Below are 16,948 nucleotides of genomic sequence, written 5' to 3'. Positions count from 1 at the left end.
AACCGATAACCCAAAACCGATAACCGATAACCGATAACCGATAACCTCACTACGATCCGATAGATTGGTAAATAAAACCTATACTTCTCATTTTTTCAGCATCTAATAAATTTCTACCATCAAAAACAAAAGCTGGTTTAGACATAGAATCATAGATTTTTTGCCAATCATAATCTTTAAATTCGTCCCACTCTGTTAAAATAGCAATAGCATGAGCATTTTCACAAGCTTGGTAAGGATTATCAAATGTCACTATATATTTATCATTTTCAGCAGCATTTCTTGTTTCTAAATAGTCCAAATCATTTAATACTTGCTTACGCCCAACTTTTGGATCATACAAAGCAATGGTAGCTTGCTCATTGATTAAATCATCTGCAACATAGATAGCTGCTGATTCTCTGGTATCATTGGTATCTTTCTTGAAAGCCCAACCAAAAAAAGCTATTTTCTTTCCAGAAACCGTATTGTAAAGAGTCTGAACAATATTTTTAGAAAACCTTCTTTTTTGGTGATCGTTCATAATGATGACTTGTTCCCAATAATCGGCTACTTCATTCAATCCAAAAGCTTTAGAAATATAGACTAAATTTAAAATATCTTTTTGAAAACAAGAACCTCCAAATCCTACTGATGCCTTTAAAAATTTAGAACCAATTCTACTATCCATACCAATAGCTTTAGCTACTTCATTAACATCAGCTTCTGTTTTTTCACATAATTCAGAAATGGCATTGATAGAAGAAACTCTTTGTGCTAAAAAGGCATTAGCAGTCAATTTAGATAATTCTGATGACCAAACATTAGTTTTTAAAATTCGTTCTCTTGGCACCCAATTAGCATAAACATCTACTAAAGAGGCTATGGCTTTTTGTCCTTCTGGTGTGGTTTCTCCACCAATAAGAACTCTATCAGGATTTAATAAATCTTGTACCGCGGTACCTTCTGCAAGAAACTCTGGATTAGATAGTATCTGAAACTGAACTCCATTTCCGGTGTTATCTAAAATACTTTTCAATGCTTCGGCAGTTCTAACTGGCAAGGTTGATTTTTCAACTATTATTTTATCTGTTTTGGCTACTCTTGCTATTTGACGGGCACATAACTCTATATATTTCAAATCGGCGGCCATTCCTTTTCCGGTTCCATAAGTTTTAGTTGGGGTATTTACAGAGATGAAAATTAATTCTGCCTCTTCAATAGCCTTATCAACTGCTGTAGAAAAAAACAAATTTTTTCCTCTTGCGTTGCCTACAATTTCATTTAGCCCAGGTTCATAAATAGGAATATTATTGACATCTTTATCATTCCATGCCGCTATTCTAGCTTCGTTTAAATCAACTACAGTTACTTTAATATGTGGGCATTTTTCAGCTATTATTGCCATAGTTGGTCCTCCAACATAACCAGCACCGATACAACAAATATTAGTTATTTTCATTCTTATTTTTTTATATTATAAATAGTTTATTTTAAATGCTCCCAATACCATTTTACTGCCTCTTCCAAACCTTCTTGAAAAGAGTATTTGGGATTGTAATACAACAATTGCTTTGCTTTTTCAATACTCGCTAAAGAGTGGGGTATATCACCTACCCTGTTTGGTCCATGAACTACTTCAATCGCTGCAATTTTTTCATCAAATTTAGCTAAATAATTTTTTAAATAAAACACCATATCATTTAAGGTAGTTCTATCACCATAAGCCGTATTGTAAACAGTATTAATAGCATTAGAATTTTGAGTTAAGATAGCTAATTCATTCATTTGAATTACATTATCAATATAGGTAAAATCTCTTGAGTAATTTCCATTCCCATTAATAATTGGGCTTTCATGTTTCATAAGTTGCATTACAAACTTAGGAATAACTGCGGCATAAGCTCCATTTGGATCTTGTCTTCTTCCAAAAACGTTGAAATATCTCAATCCTATGGTTTCCAAACCATAAGTTTTACTGAAAATTTCTGCATATAACTCATTTACATATTTAGTAATAGCATAGGGAGAAAGTGGTTTTCCTATTTTATCTTCAACTTTTGGCAAACTTTCAGAGTCTCCATAGGTAGAGGAGCTGGCGGCATAAACAAATCTTTTAATTCCCTCATCTCTTGAAGCCACAAGCATATTTAAAAAACCAGAAACGTTTACTTCATTACTTGTAATAGGATCATTTATAGAACGAGGAACAGAACCCAATGCCGCTTGGTGTAATACATAATCAACATTCTTAACAGCTTGTATGCAAGTTTCAATATTTCTTATATCACCTTCAATAAATTTAAAGTTTTTATTCTCAAAAAAAGGTTCGATGTTATATTTATGTCCCGTTGAAAAGTTATCTAAAGAAATTACATAATAGTTTTTTGACAAAAAGTATTCGCAAAGATTAGATCCTATAAAACCGGCACCACCTGTTATTAATATTGCTATTTTATCATTAATCATTTTCTAATCTTTTTAAACATTCTGGATTTCCATTTGGCAAAAAATCCATTTGGTTCTTCATCTTCATGATAACCACTTCCGTAGCCATAGCCATAGCTATATCCATATCCATAACCATAACCTACGCCATATTTTGCTTTATTTTCATAACCGTTAAAGATGATACTAACGTTGTTTAGTTCACCTCTTTTACTTCTATTATTTAATAATGTTAACATTTCTTTTTTGGTGAAATTTTGACGCACTACATATAAAGTTACATCACAAAATTGAGACAATTCCAGCGCATCAGAAACCAATCCTACAGGTGGTGTGTCTAAAATAATATAATCATAATTTTTCTTCAATTCTTCAATCATCTCTTTCATTGTTTCTCCAAGAATCAATTCTGAGGGATTTGGTGGAATTGGTCCAGATGTAATTACATCTAGAAAAGGAATTTTTGTGTGTTGAATTACTTCCTCTAATTTTTTTTGTCCAATTAAATAATTGACAGCACCAATATCATTTTTAATATTAAAATCATCAAAAATTTTAGGTTTTCTTAAATCTAATCCTACTATGATAGTCTTCTTTTCGCTAAGAGCAAAAACTGTTGCGATATTTATAGAACAAAATGTCTTACCTTCTCCACTGATAGAGGAGGTCAACATTAAAGTCTTGGTACCTTCTTTGCTCTGCTTTTTATATAAAAACTGTAATGAAGAACGTATAGCTCTGAACGATTCTGAGAGTGCTGATTTAGGTCTTTCATAAACAGATAAATTATTTTTAGAGTGTTTTACTCCTACTATGCCAATTAGAGGCAATTGTGTAATATTTGTAATGTCCTCTATATTTTGTATTGAATTACTTATAAAGAAAATAAAGAACACCAATACTAATGGAACAAACAATCCAGCAAAAAAAGCCAATACATAATTTACTGCTGTTTTGGGTCCCAATAAACCACCTCCAACATCCTTTGCTGGATCTATAGTTTGTATATCAGATAAATTTGCAGCTTTTACTATAGATGCTTCACTTCTTTTTTGTAAAAAAGTATTGTAAATATTATCACTTAAATTATATTTTCTTGATAATTTTAACCACTCTTGTTTATCTTCTGGCAAACTACTTATTTCATTCTCAATTTTACCAATTTTTCTATTCGCAAGATTAAGGTCATATTGGAGAACATTTTTATAAGTATTAATATTTTCTATTAGCACTCTCTTGATAGAATTTATTTCATTATCAATTCTTTCAAAGTAAACATCTCCTTTTACTGAATAAATCAATTCTGATCTTTGCAAGGAGAGTGCAATTAACTTAGATACATTTATATTAATGTTTGGCTCTGAAATTCCTGCAACTGTTGGCACAGGTAATTTTGAATAATCTACTACGCTTTTTAGATAATTTTTTAATGAATTTAAATATTCGATTTTTCTTTCAACATCATCTTTTTGAAGATCATATTTCATTAATTCATCTTTATAATTTGAGCCTCCTTCTTCTATGTCAATAATATTATTCTTTTTGCTAAATTCTTTTAACTCTTCACCAGAATTTTTTAACTCTTTTTCCATTTTTGAAAGAGTTTTATCTATGAAATCAATCGTGTTTTCTGCAAATTTATTTTTGCTTTCCAATTGTTTTTTTATCAATACATCAACTGTTGCATTAAGATAATCAACCATTCTCTCTTTATTTGTTCCTTCCATTGCAAGCCTTAAAATTGACGCGGCTTTTTCATCAACTTCTACTTTTATTTTTTTTTGATTTGAAACGATATTATCAAATGAATTGAAACGTAAAAGTATTTCATCCTCAAAATTTTCTAGATTATTTTTTTTAATGTCTAGTTTCCAGTGCAGATAGGGTAAATTTATATCCTGACCAACTCTAAATATTTGCTTAAATTCTTTGTTTTGAATGGGTAGAGTTATAATATTGTTATCTTTATATCTTACAAGTTTTACATTATCACCTTCGAAAGAAATAGTGATTTGATAGGTCTTATAAGACAACATTTTAACTTTTATAAATGTTTCAAATAATTGATATTTTGTTTTATCAAGACTAATTTTAAAAGGAACTTGACCATAAACATCTTTAAGAAAATATTTTGTTTGTTTGAGATAATCTATGTAAGACTGTAAACTGTCTACAACTAATTCGTGGTGTGATCTAGATTTTAATGTGGTAGAAACCATTTGTACTTTATCGGAAGTTCCTCCCCAATTAAAAACTAAACTTGTATTGGATGTAAAAAAAGGATTGTTTTCGTCTTGTATTGATATGGTAGACTCTATTCCATAAATTTTTTGTTTTCTAATATTAACTTGATGTGCAATTGAAAAGGTGATTATTAGACCTACAATAAACAACTTCCAATAACTTAAGGTTTTTATTAAAAATCCTTTGAAATCAAAACTATTTTGCTTATCAAAAAAATTGAAGTCTTTTAAGTCTAACATGAATGATAGTATTAATTTTTAAGTAAGAAGAAAATAGTCGTTGATAATGATAAAAGTGTAATGATAGTTGACAGTGACTCTAAACCTGTCTTTCCTGTTCCCCATGATTTTTGTTTCAATGGTTTGATATAAATATAATCATTAGGCTGTAGATAAAAACATGGTGAATTTACCGCTCTACTATCTGTCAAGTCTATAGTAAATGTTTCATTTCCTTGAGGAAATCTTCTTATTACAATTACATTTTTTCTGTCTCCTGTAACCGTAATGTCTCCTGCATTAGCAATAGCTTCCATAATGTTAACTTTGTCTTGATATAATACTCTTGTTCCAGTAGTATTAATTTCACCATTTATTGTATATCTGAAACCCGCTAACTTTACAATTACATAAATACCTGCTTCTGTTTTAAAATACTTTTCGTGAAGTAATTTTTCTATTTTAATTCTAACTTCTTCAGTAGTAAATCCTAAAACATTTATTTCATCTAGCATTGGCAATCTTATATTGCCATGATCATCAACACTATAACCTGTAAAATAAGAATTTTGATCTGAAATTATCAATCCATTTTGATTGCTATCTAAATTAAATATTTCTACTATTTTTGGGTCAATAGCTTTAATAGTTATGTTTAAAATATCATTTGTTTGTAATCGATAAGGCTTTTGATTTGAGGGCGTAACTATTTCAGCATTTGATTTTCCTTTGTCTTGCAAGTAAATCAAATCTTTATTAGGCACACAAGAAGCAAATAAAATACTCAACAGGATATATATAAAGACCTTATGTAAATTCATTATATTTTTAAAATAATTAGCAAACAAAGATAGTTTTTCAATTCTAAATACAAAAATGTACTATGCTAATATTTCTTTATAAATTTTTAATTGAATTTTCAAATGGAATACGGTTTAATATACTTCTTCCCAGTGTAACCTCATCTGCATACTCGAGTTCATCGCCAACAGCAATACCACGTGCAATTGTAGATGTTTTTACAGGGTAATCTTTGATTTGCTTGAAGATATAAAAATTTGTGGTATCGCCTTCCATTGTTGAACTCAATGCAAAAATCAATTCTTCTGTTTGTCCTAATTTCACTTTTTCTACTAGTGAATTGATATTCAATTGACTGGGTCCAATACCATCAATTGGAGAAATTTTACCAGCTAAAACATGATAAATTCCTTTGAACTGATTGGTGTTTTCAATAGCCATTACATCCCGAACATCTTCTACAACACAAATAATTTTATGATTTCTATTAGAATTATTACAAATTTCACAAACTTCAATATCTGAAATATTATGACAATTAGCACAGAATTTTACTTCTTCACGCATGGTTGTTAAGGCATTAGATAAAAATTGAGTATGTTCAATAGGCTGTTTTAGTAAATGCAAAACTAATCGCAATGCCGTGCGCTTTCCAATGCCAGGTAATTGTGCCATTTCGTTAACCGCTTTTTCAAGTAATTTTGATGAAAATTCCATTACGCAAATTTAGAGAAAAGAAAAAAGAAGAAAGAAAAAAGAAAGCAGAACTTTTCATCAAAATAGCTGTCTTTGCTCTTTTCTCTTTTTTATATATTCTTTTTTGTATTTTGGCTCACTATTAAACCAAAAATTATGTCACCAACTACAATTCTTATTATCATTGTTATTTATTTTGGATTATTGATTTTGATTTCCAATTTGGTTAGCAAAAAAAGCTCTGACAATGATACTTTTTTCAAAGCTAATAAAAACTCAAAATGGTATTTGGTTGCCTTCGGAATGATTGGAACTGCTTTGTCTGGCGTGACTTTTATCTCTGTACCTGGCGAAGTTGGTAATCCCGATTTACAGTTTAAATATTTCCAGTTCATACTTGGAAATGCTATAGGTTTTATAATCATAGCTAAAGTATTGCTCCCGCTTTATTATCGAATGAATTTGACTTCTATTTATAGTTATATCGAACAACGATTAGGAGTTGTGAGCTATAAAACTGCCGCTACAATTTTCTTAATCAGTCGAACTATTGGCTCTGCTTTCAGATTGTATTTAGTAGTGATAGTATTGCAACGTTATGTTTTTGATTCTTTTCATGTTCCATTTGCGCTAACGGTTTTAATTTCTTTAGGATTAATATTTGCCTACACGTATCGAGGCGGACTAAAAACCATAATAATTACCGATAGTTTGCAAACGTTCTTCTTAGTTTCCTCTGTTTTTTTGACCATAATTTTCATTTATCAGAGTCTAGATTTTTCTTTTTTCCAAGCTTTTGAAGCTGTTAAAGAAAGCAATTATTCTAAAATTTTCTTCTTTGAGGATTATTTAAAAGGCAATTATTTTTGGAAACAAATACTTGGTGGGATATTTGTAACGATAGCTATGGTTGGACTCGACCAAGATTTAATGCAAAAGAATTTGAGTTGTAAGAACATTGGTGAAGCTCAAAAAAACATGTTTACCTTCACTGGTATATTTGTTATTATTAATATTTTCTTTTTGAGTGTTGGTGCTTTGCTTTATATGTTTGCCGAGAAAAATGGCATTCAAGTACCTATAGCAGACAATGTTGCTCGTACTGATTTCTTGTTTCCTGAAATAGCATTGAAATCTTTAGGAATTGTTCCTGCAGTAGTTTTTTTATTGGGGCTTACAGCTGCTACTTTCGCAACTACAGACTCCGCTTTAACCGCTTTAACTACTTCTTTTTGCGTAGATTTTCTTAGTATGGATAAATCAGAAAATAAAAGTAATTCTTCCAATGTAAAAACAAGACATTTTGTTCATATTGGATTTTCATTTTTAATGTTTTTGGTCATCATAGTTTTTGATGCCTTTAATGATGCTTCCGTAGTTAAAATGATTTTTAAGATTGCATCTTATACTTATGGACCACTTTTAGGATTGTATGCTTTTGGCTTGTTTATGAAATCAAAAACTGTTCATGACAAATTAGTGCCTTTCATTTGCTTAATTTCGCCAACATTGTGCTTCTTTATTAGTAAATATTCTGTAGCACTTTTTGGCAATTATACTTTTGACAATGAATTAATTATTGTTAACGGTTTAATAACTTTTATAGGATTACTTTTGATAAGCAAACCTACAACAGAAAATACTCGTTATTAATTGGTAATTAAATTCAGTTCTAATATTGATTTGTAGCCAGTAAAACTAGTGTGCAGGCCACTTCAACTTTAATTCCGTTACCTTGAAGCAATTGATAAAACTCTGGATTTTCGGTTCCAGGATTGAAGATAACACGCTTTGGTTTTGTCTCTATGATGTAGTTATAATAATCGCGTTGACGTGCCGGATTTAAGTATAAACTCACTGTGTCAATATTTTTCAACGGAATGTTTTTAGTTCTAATGGTAACTCCAGCCACTTCGCCTGTATTCTGACCAATAGCTAAGACTGAATGTCCTTTATCAACAAGCATTGTAATGGCTTTGAAAGCGTATCGTTCTGGTTTTGTTGTAGCACCGAGAACTAGAGTTTTTTTATTTTTCATGTTTTTTTTATAGATTTTAATCTATGCTTTTGGCAAAAAGATTTCTGCCATCATACAACGTGCACTTCCACCCCCACAAGCTTCTATGGTATCTAAACTTGAATGAATTATTTCGACATGTGCTTCTAGTTGTGCTATTTGCTTTTTGGTTAAACTTTTATAGGCCGATTCACTCATGACTAAAAATCTTTTTTCATTTTTCCCTTTAACTTCTAGCATGTTGCCTGCAAAATTATTTACTTGTTCTTCTGTGATTAAGATGATTTCTTTATCATCACCTCGAAGACTATCCAGCACCATTTTGCGTTCTTTTTTGTCATCAATACAATCAGCACAAATCACGGCAAAAGTATCACCAAGACACATCATTACATTCGTATGATATATTAATTTTCTTTCTCCATTTACGGTTTGGAAAGCTTCAAAAATTACAGGTGTGAATTCAAAATCTTCACAAAATTCTATCATCAATTCTTCATCTGCTCTTGGTGAAAGAGCGCAATAGGCTTTGCCATTTTCTCTATCCAAAAGCAAACTTCCTGTTCCCTCCAAAAACACATTGTCTTCCTCAGCTGCGGTATAATCCATAATACCTTCATTGATTTGAAAACCCTCATCTTCTAATACATCAAGGATATCGTCTCTTCGCTCTTCGCGACGGTTTTCGGCAAACATGGGATAATAAACCACATCGCCATTTTCATGAAATGAAATCCAATTGTTCGGAAAAATACTATCTGGAGTATTGGGTTCTAAAGTATCTTCAACAACTATAACATTTACGCCTACTTTTCGCAATTTATTTACAAAAGCATCAAATTCTTGTTGCGCTTTTGCATTAACAGTTTCTGGAGAAAGTCCATCAAGTACTTTTTGATAATAATTATTTACAGCAGTCTGTTCGTTCATGCGGAATGCCACTGGACGAATCATTAATATGGAATTGGTAGTTTGTTTCATTTTTTTTAGTCTCTAATTAAGGGTAAAGTAGAACATCTTAGTAGTCCTTCTTGTTTTGCTATTTCTGCATAAGGGATTTCTTCAACGATAAAACCTTTATCATGAAGCCAATTATTTAATCGAGTGAAATTCCTTTCAGAAACCACTACATTTTCATCTATAGAAAACACGTTTGAATTCATATCATACATCTCGTCACGAGTAATGTGAAATAAATTTTCTAAACCAAAAAGATTCACTAAAAAAACATAGTCTGCTTCTTCTCTGAAACCACTTTTATAAATTATTCCTTTGTTTTTGCCAACAGGTTGAAAACAACAATCTAAATGCAATGCATTATCGCGCGCTTCCAATTTGGATTTTACCAAATCAAATTCTTTTACTTTTTTGTTTGGAAACAATTCTTTTATATAATTCACACCTTGCCAATTGGTTCGCGCAGTGATATAATCTTTATAATCAGAACCTTTATAGGTTCCAATGAAAATATAATCGTTCCAAAGCATTACATCACCACCCTCAATATGTACTTCTTCTGGTGGACGAACTACTTTTGCTGGATTAATTTGGTCAATTACATATTGAATTGCCTCTAATTCTCTTTCTCTATCGGGAAGAATATTGGCTTTGATAAAAATATCGTCAATTACAAAACCGATGTCGCGTGTAAAAATTTGATTGTAATTTTCAATCATTTCAGGACGAAATACTTTCACATCATATTTTTGAAATACTTGATTGAAAGCTTCTATCTCCTTAATCATATCAGCTTCAATAGGATAAGTTCCTGCAAGAATATGTTCTAAAGATTTTGGATCATAGGCTTCATGAGCTAATGGTATTGGTCCATTATTTAGTGCTGAACCCAACACAACAGCTCTCAATCTTGATGTTTCGTTTTTAATTTTTAATTGTAGCATAAAGTAGCTTTTGGCATTGTACAAATATAAAAAAGCTTCTCAACAGGGAGAAGCTTTGTTTATAAGTATTTAAAGATAGTATTAATTTTTAATCAACCTTTAGTAAGATTTAAAACTATCTTTTTTCAATAGATTTAAATTCACGTAATGGGTGTCCTATATAAACTTGTCTTGGTCTACCAATTGGTTCTTTATTGACGCGCATTTCTTTCCACTGTGCAATCCAACCAGGAAGTCTTCCTATAGCAAACATTACAGTAAACATTTCGGTTGGTATTCCTAATGCTCGATAGATTATTCCTGAGTAAAAATCAACATTTGGATATAGCTTTCTTGATACAAAATACTCATCAACCAAAGCAGCTGCTTCTAATTTTTTTGCAATATCTAAGATGGGATCATCAACACCTAAAGTAGTTAATACTTCATCGGCAGCCTTTTTAATAATTTTAGCTCTTGGGTCAAAATTTTTATATACTCTGTGTCCAAATCCCATTAAACGGAATGGATCGTCTTTATCTTTAGCTTTAGCCATGTATTTATCAGCATCGCCACCGTCTTTTTGGATGGCTTCTAGCATTTCTAATACAGCTTGATTAGCGCCTCCATGAAGTGGTCCCCATAGTGCCGAAACGCCAGATGAAATTGAGGCAAATAATCCAGCGTGGGATGAACCTACTATTCTTACTGTTGAAGTAGAACAATTTTGTTCATGATCAGCGTGTAGGATAAATAATTTATCTAATGCGCTTACAATAACAGGATTTACTTTATAGGGTCCTGTTGGTAGTTCAAACATTAAACGCAAAAAATTTTCTACATAACCTTTTGTATTATCGTAATAATTCAATGGATAACCCATCATTTTTCTGTATGTCCAAGTGGCAATTACAAGGAATTTACCCATGGTTTTACATACAGCTTCATACATTTCTTTTTCGTTTTCTACATTTACCACTTTTGGATTGAAAGCTGTTAATGCACTTGTAAGCGATGATAAAACTCCCATTGGATGAGCCGTTTTTGGAAAACCATCAATGATGTTTTTCATTTCTTCGTTTACCAAAGTATATTTTCGAATATCATTTTCGAATTGAACTAACTGATTTTTTGTTGGTAATTCTCCAAAAATTACCAAATAAGAAACTTCTAAAAAATTTGATTTTTCGGCTAAATCTTCAATGGCATAACCTCTGTATCGAAGAATTCCTTCTTCTCCATCAAGGAAAGTAATTTCACTTTTACATGATCCTGAATTTTTATAACCAGGATCAAGCGTAATAGCACCCGTTAAAGCACGGAGTTTGTCGATATCAATGGCAGGTTCATTTTCACTTCCAATAATTACTGGAAATTCATATTTCTTACCATCAAATTCTAATATTGCAGTTTTAGACATGATATACTATGGGAATTAAGTCAGATAAATTAATAATTCAACAAAATTAGGGAATTGCAAATGAAATAAAAAAGATTTTTAGTAAGGTTTTCGTTAAATTTTAATATTATTTTTTAAACTAATTACTTTAAAAAACTTTAAATTAAATCAGCTTTGATTTAAGAGACTCTCTTTTCAATGCAAAAAGGACTTACTTCAAAATAAAAATTAATATCTCATAAAATCATTATTGAAGAAATAAATATAATAGTTAGGTTATTTCTTTTGCTTGAAAAAGTAATTGTGCCAATTTATAGTGTAATTTATGATTAAAATAAAGCGTAAAACAACAAAAAATCCCAAGCCACGAACTTGGGATTTACTTTATATTAAATTTGATACTATGTAGTTAAAATTAAGAGAGTGCCGCTTTCACTTGGTCAGCAGCTTCTTGAAATTGTACTGCTGATAAAATTGGCATTCCTGAATTATCAATTAATTCTTTTGCAATCTCAGCATTGGTTCCTTGTAAACGAACAATTATTGGCACTTTAATAGCATCGCCCATGTTCTTATAAGCATCAACAACTCCTTGTGCAACACGGTCACAACGAACAATACCTCCAAAAATATTAATTAAAATAGCTTTTACGTTTGGATCTTTTAAGATAATACGGAAAGCTGTTTCTACACGTTTAGCGTCGGCTGTTCCTCCTACGTCTAAGAAGTTTGCTGGTTCAAAACCCGCATATTTAATTAAATCCATAGTTGCCATAGCAAGTCCAGCGCCGTTTACCATACAACCTACTGTTCCGTCAAGATCAACATAGTTTAATCCAACTTCTTTTGCTTCTACTTCGATTGGGTTTTCCTCACGAATGTCGCGCATGTCAGCATATTTTGGTTGACGGTATAAGGCATTATCATCAATATTTACTTTAGCATCTACAGCCAATATTTTATTATCCGATGTTTTTAAAACTGGGTTAATTTCAAACATAGAAGCATCAGAACCGATGTAAGCATTATATAATGAATCGATAAACTTAACCATTTCTTTAAATGCATTTCCTGAAAGTCCAAGATTAAAAGCTATTCTTCTAGCTTGAAAACCTTGTAATCCTACTGATGGATCTATTTCTTCCGTAAATATTAAATGAGGAGTGTGTTCTGCAACTTCTTCAATGTCCATTCCTCCTTCGGTTGAATACATAATCATATTTCTTCCAGTAGCTCTGTTAAGTAAAACAGACACATAGAATTCTGAGGTTTCACTTTCTCCTGGGTAGTATACATCTTCTGCAATAAGTACTTTGTGTACTTTTTTACCTTCTGGTGGAGTTTGAGGCGTTTTCAGCATCATCCCAATGATTTGTTCTGAAATCGTTTCTACTTGTTCCAAGTTTTTAGCCAATTTTACTCCTCCGCCTTTTCCTCTTCCTCCTGCGTGAATTTGTGCTTTAACAACATACCAACTTGTGCCTGTTTCGGTAGTTAGTTGTTTTGCTGCAGCTACTGCTTCTACTGGACTATTGGCTACAATACCTCTTTGTACTCTAACACCATAGCTAGCTAAGATTTCTTTTCCTTGATATTCGTGAATGTTCATATTGAAGTTTTTAATACTTTTAAAGTGCTGCAAAAGTAATTAATTACAATCAAACGAAAAAGAAATGTAAACCAATTTAAAATATTTTTTAAATCAATCGTTTGTAAAACAAAAAAGCATGCCTTTTTTTAGTTTTATATGTTATAAAAAATAGTAATTCAATCTTTCTATGTTGATATTACAATCTTTAAAAAACACTCGTATGTTTATAAAATATTTACAAAAAATAGTACAAAAACTATTAAAAAAAATCATTTTTCTAAAAAACGTTATTATTAATATAACAATTTAAGAATAAAAAAAACACAAATTATTAATTTATAATATGTTTAATTTATAATTCTATAAATTAATTAATTTTTCACACATTATACATTGTTATTTTTAATGAAATTGATATTTTAGTGAAAATTTATCAATAATGAAAGTCGAAGCACAAGGCCTATATTTACCTGAATTTGAACATGATAATTGTGGCGCAGGTTTTATATGTAATTTGAATGGAATTAAGTCTAATGATATTATACATAAAGCGTTAGATATTTTAATAAAATTAGAACATCGTGGCGCTGTTAGTTCTGATGGAAGAACAGGTGATGGTGCCGGAATTCTATTTGAAATCCCTCATGATTTTTTTAATAAAGTTTGTCCTTTTGAAATACCAAAACCTAAAGAATATGCCGTAGGGATGGTTTTTTTACCTAAAAGTGTTAATCAAATTTCTTTTTGTAAAACTACTTTTGAAACTGCTATAAAAGATCAAAATCTAAAAATTTTAGGTTGGCGAGATGTGCCTGTTGATGTTTCAAATCTTGGAGAAATTGCTGCCGCTAAAGAACCTACTATTAAGCAAGTTTTTGTTAGTAAAAATGGATTACAACTGACCGAACAACAATTTAATGCAAAATTATTTGCTGCCAGAAAAATAGCTGAACATGCTATTATTAATTCTAAAATTTCTGAAAGTCATCGTTTTTATTTCTCAAGTTTTTCTACAACTACTATAATATATAAAGGACTCTTGATGCCCGAAGACATTAGTCGTTATTACACCGATTTACAAGACGATGATTTGGTAACTCGATTGGCTTTAGTGCATCAAAGATTCTCAACGAATACTTTTCCTTCATGGGAATTGGCACAACCTTTCCGATATATGTGTCACAATGGAGAAATCAATACGCTCCGCGGAAACATTAGTAGAATGGGAGCCAGAGAAGCCTTAATGAAAAGTGATGTTTTTGGTAACGATATTAAAAAATTGTTTCCCATTATATTAAAAGGAAAATCAGATTCTGCATCTATGGATATGGTCATTGAGTTGCTCTTAATGACTGGTCGCTCACTACCAGAAGTTATGATGATGGTAGTACCAGAGGCCTGGGAAAAACATCAAACCATGTCGGAAGACAAAAAAGCTTTCTATGAATATAACGCTTGCATCATGGAACCTTGGGATGGTCCAGCATCTATTCCTTTTACAGATGGTAATGTTATTGGTGCTTTATTAGACCGAAATGGTTTGCGCCCATCACGATATACTGTAACCAAAAGTGGCTTTGTAATTATGTCTTCTGAAATTGGCGTTCTTGACATTAAACCTGAAGATGTTTTACAATATGGTCGATTGGAACCTGGAAAAATGTTTTTAGTTGACATGAACAAAGGAAGAATTATTGAAGATGATGAAATAAAGAATGCTATTGTTAGTAAACATCCTTATAAAAAATGGTTGGATGAAAATCTGCTACACTTGGCAAATATACCTTATACTAATAATCCAATTCCTGAGGAAAATATTGATTTTGAAACCCGTCAACGTTTGTTTGGCTATACTATTGAAGATCTTCAAACCATTATAAGCCCAATGGGTATTAACGCAGCAGAAGCTATTAGTTCAATGGGGAATGATACACCATTAGCTGTTTTATCTGATCAACCGCAACTCTTATATAATTATTTTAAACAAATGTTTGCTCAAGTAACCAATCCCCCTTTGGATGGCATTCGAGAGGAAATCATTACTGATATTAGTTTAGCTATAGGTGGTGATTTTAATATTTTTGATATTGAACCCAAACATTGCAAGAAACTTAAAATTCAGAACCCAGTTATATCAAACGAAGATTTAGATAAAATTAGAAACATCCATCATCCAGATTTTAAATCGGTAACTATTTCAACATTATATGAAATTAAAAAAGGGGTTAATGGTTTAGAAAGAGCTCTAGAAAAATGTGTTCAAGCTACATTCAAAGCCGTGGAAGAAGGTTGTAATATTGTAATTTTATCAGACAGAGGTGTAAGTGAAAAAATGATGCCAATACCTATGTTACTTGCTTGTTCTTATATACATCATACTCTAAATACTTTAAAAGTTCGCTCTAAATTTGGAATAATTATAGAATCTGCAGAACCTCGGGAGCCCCATCATTTTGCACTATTATTTGGTTATGGTGCTAGTGCTATCAATCCTTATATGGTCAATGAGATTATTCATAATCAAGTAACTCTTGGACTTATACCTAGCATTAAAGCAGACTATGCCATCAAGAATTTTAACAAAGCGATTGCAAAGGGAATTCTGAAAATCATGAATAAAATTGGGATTTCCACTCTTCACTCCTATCGTGCTGCTCAAATTTTTGAAATACTAGGATTGAATAAAACATTTACTTCAAAATATTTCCCAAACACACCTTCACGAATTGAAGGGATTGGTTTAATGGAAATTGAAAAAGAAATCAAAAAAAGATATCAAAAAGCATTTCCAAATTCACAAATTGCTAATCTATTACCTTTAGAAATAGGCGGAATTTATCGTTGGCGAAGAAATGGTGAAAAACATATGTTTAACCCAACTACTATTGCTAAACTCCAACAAGCCGTTCGACTCAATAGCCCAGAAAGCTACAAAGAATACTCTCGAATGGTCAATGAGCAAAGTGAAAATCTAATGACAATTAGAGGGTTATTTGAATTCAATAATCTTGACCCAATTCCAATAGATGAAGTGGAGTCTTGGACTGAAATTGTAAAAAAATTCAAAACTGGTGCCATGTCTTATGGCTCTATCAGTCAAGAAGCTCATGAAAACTTAGCAATTGCTATGAACCGAATTGGTGGAAAAAGTAATTCTGGAGAAGGAGGTGAAGACTCCAAACGTTTTCAAAAAGAACTCAATGGCGATTCAAAAAATAGCGCCATTAAACAAGTAGCTTCTGGAAGATTTGGTGTGTCAATCAATTATTTGACAAATGCTAAAGAAATTCAAATCAAAATGGCTCAAGGTGCAAAACCGGGAGAAGGTGGTCAATTACCTGGAGAAAAAGTAGTGCCGTGGATAGCAGAAACAAGAAATTCAACCCCTTATGTTGGATTAATTTCGCCACCACCCCATCATGATATTTATTCTATTGAAGATTTATCACAACTCATTTTTGATTTGAAAAATGCCAACCGTGAAGCGCGTATCAATGTAAAATTGGTTTCTGAAGTAGGTGTTGGAACCATTGCTGCTGGTGTTGCAAAAGCAAAAGCTGATGTAATTTTAATTTCAGGATATGATGGTGGCACTGGAGCTGCGCCTTTAACTTCTTTACAACATACTGGTATTCCGTGGGAACTTGGTTTAGCTGAAGCACAACAAACTTTAAT

12 protein-coding genes are annotated in these 16,948 nt (G+C 31.5%); 2 read left to right on the top strand and 10 right to left on the bottom strand.

What is annotated here, in order from left to right:
* Window positions 1-49: 49 nt before the first annotated feature.
* The 5 genes from ACOYLT_RS06195 to recR all read right to left on the bottom strand — a co-directional run bounded on the left by ACOYLT_RS06195 (window position 50) and on the right by recR (window position 6,407).
* A complete protein-coding gene (locus ACOYLT_RS06195; RefSeq protein WP_422852993.1) occupies window positions 50-1,441 on the bottom strand; it encodes a UDP-glucose 6-dehydrogenase in 1,392 nt (463 codons plus the stop codon).
* A 26-nt stretch (window positions 1,442-1,467) separates the two neighbouring features.
* On the bottom strand, window positions 1,468-2,448 hold the full coding sequence (locus tag ACOYLT_RS06190) for an SDR family oxidoreductase (protein ID WP_422852992.1): 981 nt from the start codon (window positions 2,446-2,448) through the stop codon (window positions 1,468-1,470).
* Window positions 2,445-4,910, bottom strand: coding sequence for a polysaccharide biosynthesis tyrosine autokinase (locus ACOYLT_RS06185; protein ID WP_422852991.1), 2,466 nt, complete (start codon window positions 4,908-4,910; stop codon window positions 2,445-2,447). The genes ACOYLT_RS06190 and ACOYLT_RS06185 overlap by 4 nt, the downstream gene beginning before the upstream one ends.
* Before the next feature lie 11 nt (window positions 4,911-4,921).
* On the bottom strand, window positions 4,922-5,710 hold the full coding sequence (locus tag ACOYLT_RS06180; RefSeq protein WP_422852990.1) for a polysaccharide biosynthesis/export family protein: 789 nt from the start codon (window positions 5,708-5,710) through the stop codon (window positions 4,922-4,924).
* Between the two features lie 76 nt (window positions 5,711-5,786).
* Window positions 5,787-6,407 carry a recombination mediator RecR gene (recR, locus tag ACOYLT_RS06175; protein ID WP_422852989.1) on the bottom strand — a complete coding sequence of 207 codons (621 nt, stop codon included), beginning with the start codon at window positions 6,405-6,407 and terminating at the stop codon, window positions 5,787-5,789.
* A gap of 135 nt (window positions 6,408-6,542) precedes the next feature.
* Between recR and ACOYLT_RS06170 the strand changes: the two genes are divergently transcribed.
* Window positions 6,543-8,039 carry a sodium:solute symporter gene (locus ACOYLT_RS06170; RefSeq protein WP_422852988.1) on the top strand — a complete coding sequence of 499 codons (1,497 nt, stop codon included), beginning with the start codon at window positions 6,543-6,545 and terminating at the stop codon, window positions 8,037-8,039.
* A gap of 19 nt (window positions 8,040-8,058) precedes the next feature.
* On the opposite strand, the gene ACOYLT_RS06165 is transcribed toward ACOYLT_RS06170, so the two are convergent.
* The 5 genes from ACOYLT_RS06165 to sucC form a co-directional block, all read right to left on the bottom strand.
* A complete protein-coding gene (locus ACOYLT_RS06165; protein WP_422852987.1) occupies window positions 8,059-8,424 on the bottom strand; it encodes a CoA-binding protein in 366 nt (121 codons plus the stop codon).
* A 21-nt stretch (window positions 8,425-8,445) separates the two neighbouring features.
* Window positions 8,446-9,384 (bottom strand): citrulline utilization hydrolase CtlX, encoded by a 939-nt coding sequence (gene ctlX / locus ACOYLT_RS06160; RefSeq protein ID WP_422852986.1) that lies wholly within the window; start codon window positions 9,382-9,384, stop codon window positions 8,446-8,448.
* Window positions 9,385-9,389: 5 nt separating this feature from the next.
* Window positions 9,390-10,304, bottom strand: a complete 915-nt coding sequence (locus ACOYLT_RS06155) for a dimethylarginine dimethylaminohydrolase family protein (protein ID WP_422852985.1) — start codon at window positions 10,302-10,304, stop codon at window positions 9,390-9,392.
* 115 nt (window positions 10,305-10,419) lie between these two features.
* A complete protein-coding gene (locus ACOYLT_RS06150) occupies window positions 10,420-11,703 on the bottom strand; it encodes a citrate synthase (protein ID WP_422852984.1) in 1,284 nt (427 codons plus the stop codon).
* A 394-nt stretch (window positions 11,704-12,097) separates the two neighbouring features.
* The gene (gene sucC, locus ACOYLT_RS06145) at window positions 12,098-13,291 is read right to left on the bottom strand and encodes an ADP-forming succinate--CoA ligase subunit beta (RefSeq protein WP_422852983.1); all 1,194 of its coding nucleotides are present in this window, start codon (window positions 13,289-13,291) and stop codon (window positions 12,098-12,100) included.
* A 421-nt stretch (window positions 13,292-13,712) separates the two neighbouring features.
* Between sucC and gltB the strand changes: the two genes are divergently transcribed.
* Window positions 13,713-16,948 (top strand): glutamate synthase large subunit (gltB, locus tag ACOYLT_RS06140; RefSeq protein ID WP_422852982.1); only part of this gene is annotated, 3,236 nt, incomplete at its 3' end.

The organism is Flavobacterium sp., from assembly GCF_049318185.1.
GTDB lineage: Bacteria > Bacteroidota > Bacteroidia > Flavobacteriales > Flavobacteriaceae > Flavobacterium.
This window is presented reverse-complemented; position numbering and strand designations above follow the sequence as displayed.

What these genes read in the sequence shown, in the direction of transcription:
- ACOYLT_RS06195 (WP_422852993.1), bottom strand. Translation starts at nt 1,441, where the DNA reads ATGAAAATAACTAATATTTGTTGTATCGGTGCTGGTTATGTTGGAGGA.
- ACOYLT_RS06190 (WP_422852992.1), bottom strand. Translation starts at nt 2,448, where the DNA reads ATGATTAATGATAAAATAGCAATATTAATAACAGGTGGTGCCGGTTTT.
- ACOYLT_RS06185 (WP_422852991.1), bottom strand. Translation starts at nt 4,910, where the DNA reads ATGTTAGACTTAAAAGACTTCAATTTTTTTGATAAGCAAAATAGTTTT.
- ACOYLT_RS06180 (WP_422852990.1), bottom strand. Translation starts at nt 5,710, where the DNA reads ATGAATTTACATAAGGTCTTTATATATATCCTGTTGAGTATTTTATTT.
- recR (WP_422852989.1), bottom strand. Translation starts at nt 6,407, where the DNA reads ATGGAATTTTCATCAAAATTACTTGAAAAAGCGGTTAACGAAATGGCA.
- ACOYLT_RS06170 (WP_422852988.1), top strand. Translation starts at nt 6,543, where the DNA reads ATGTCACCAACTACAATTCTTATTATCATTGTTATTTATTTTGGATTA.
- ACOYLT_RS06165 (WP_422852987.1), bottom strand. Translation starts at nt 8,424, where the DNA reads ATGAAAAATAAAAAAACTCTAGTTCTCGGTGCTACAACAAAACCAGAA.
- ctlX (WP_422852986.1), bottom strand. Translation starts at nt 9,384, where the DNA reads ATGAAACAAACTACCAATTCCATATTAATGATTCGTCCAGTGGCATTC.
- ACOYLT_RS06155 (WP_422852985.1), bottom strand. Translation starts at nt 10,304, where the DNA reads ATGCTACAATTAAAAATTAAAAACGAAACATCAAGATTGAGAGCTGTT.
- ACOYLT_RS06150 (WP_422852984.1), bottom strand. Translation starts at nt 11,703, where the DNA reads ATGTCTAAAACTGCAATATTAGAATTTGATGGTAAGAAATATGAATTT.
- sucC (WP_422852983.1), bottom strand. Translation starts at nt 13,291, where the DNA reads ATGAACATTCACGAATATCAAGGAAAAGAAATCTTAGCTAGCTATGGT.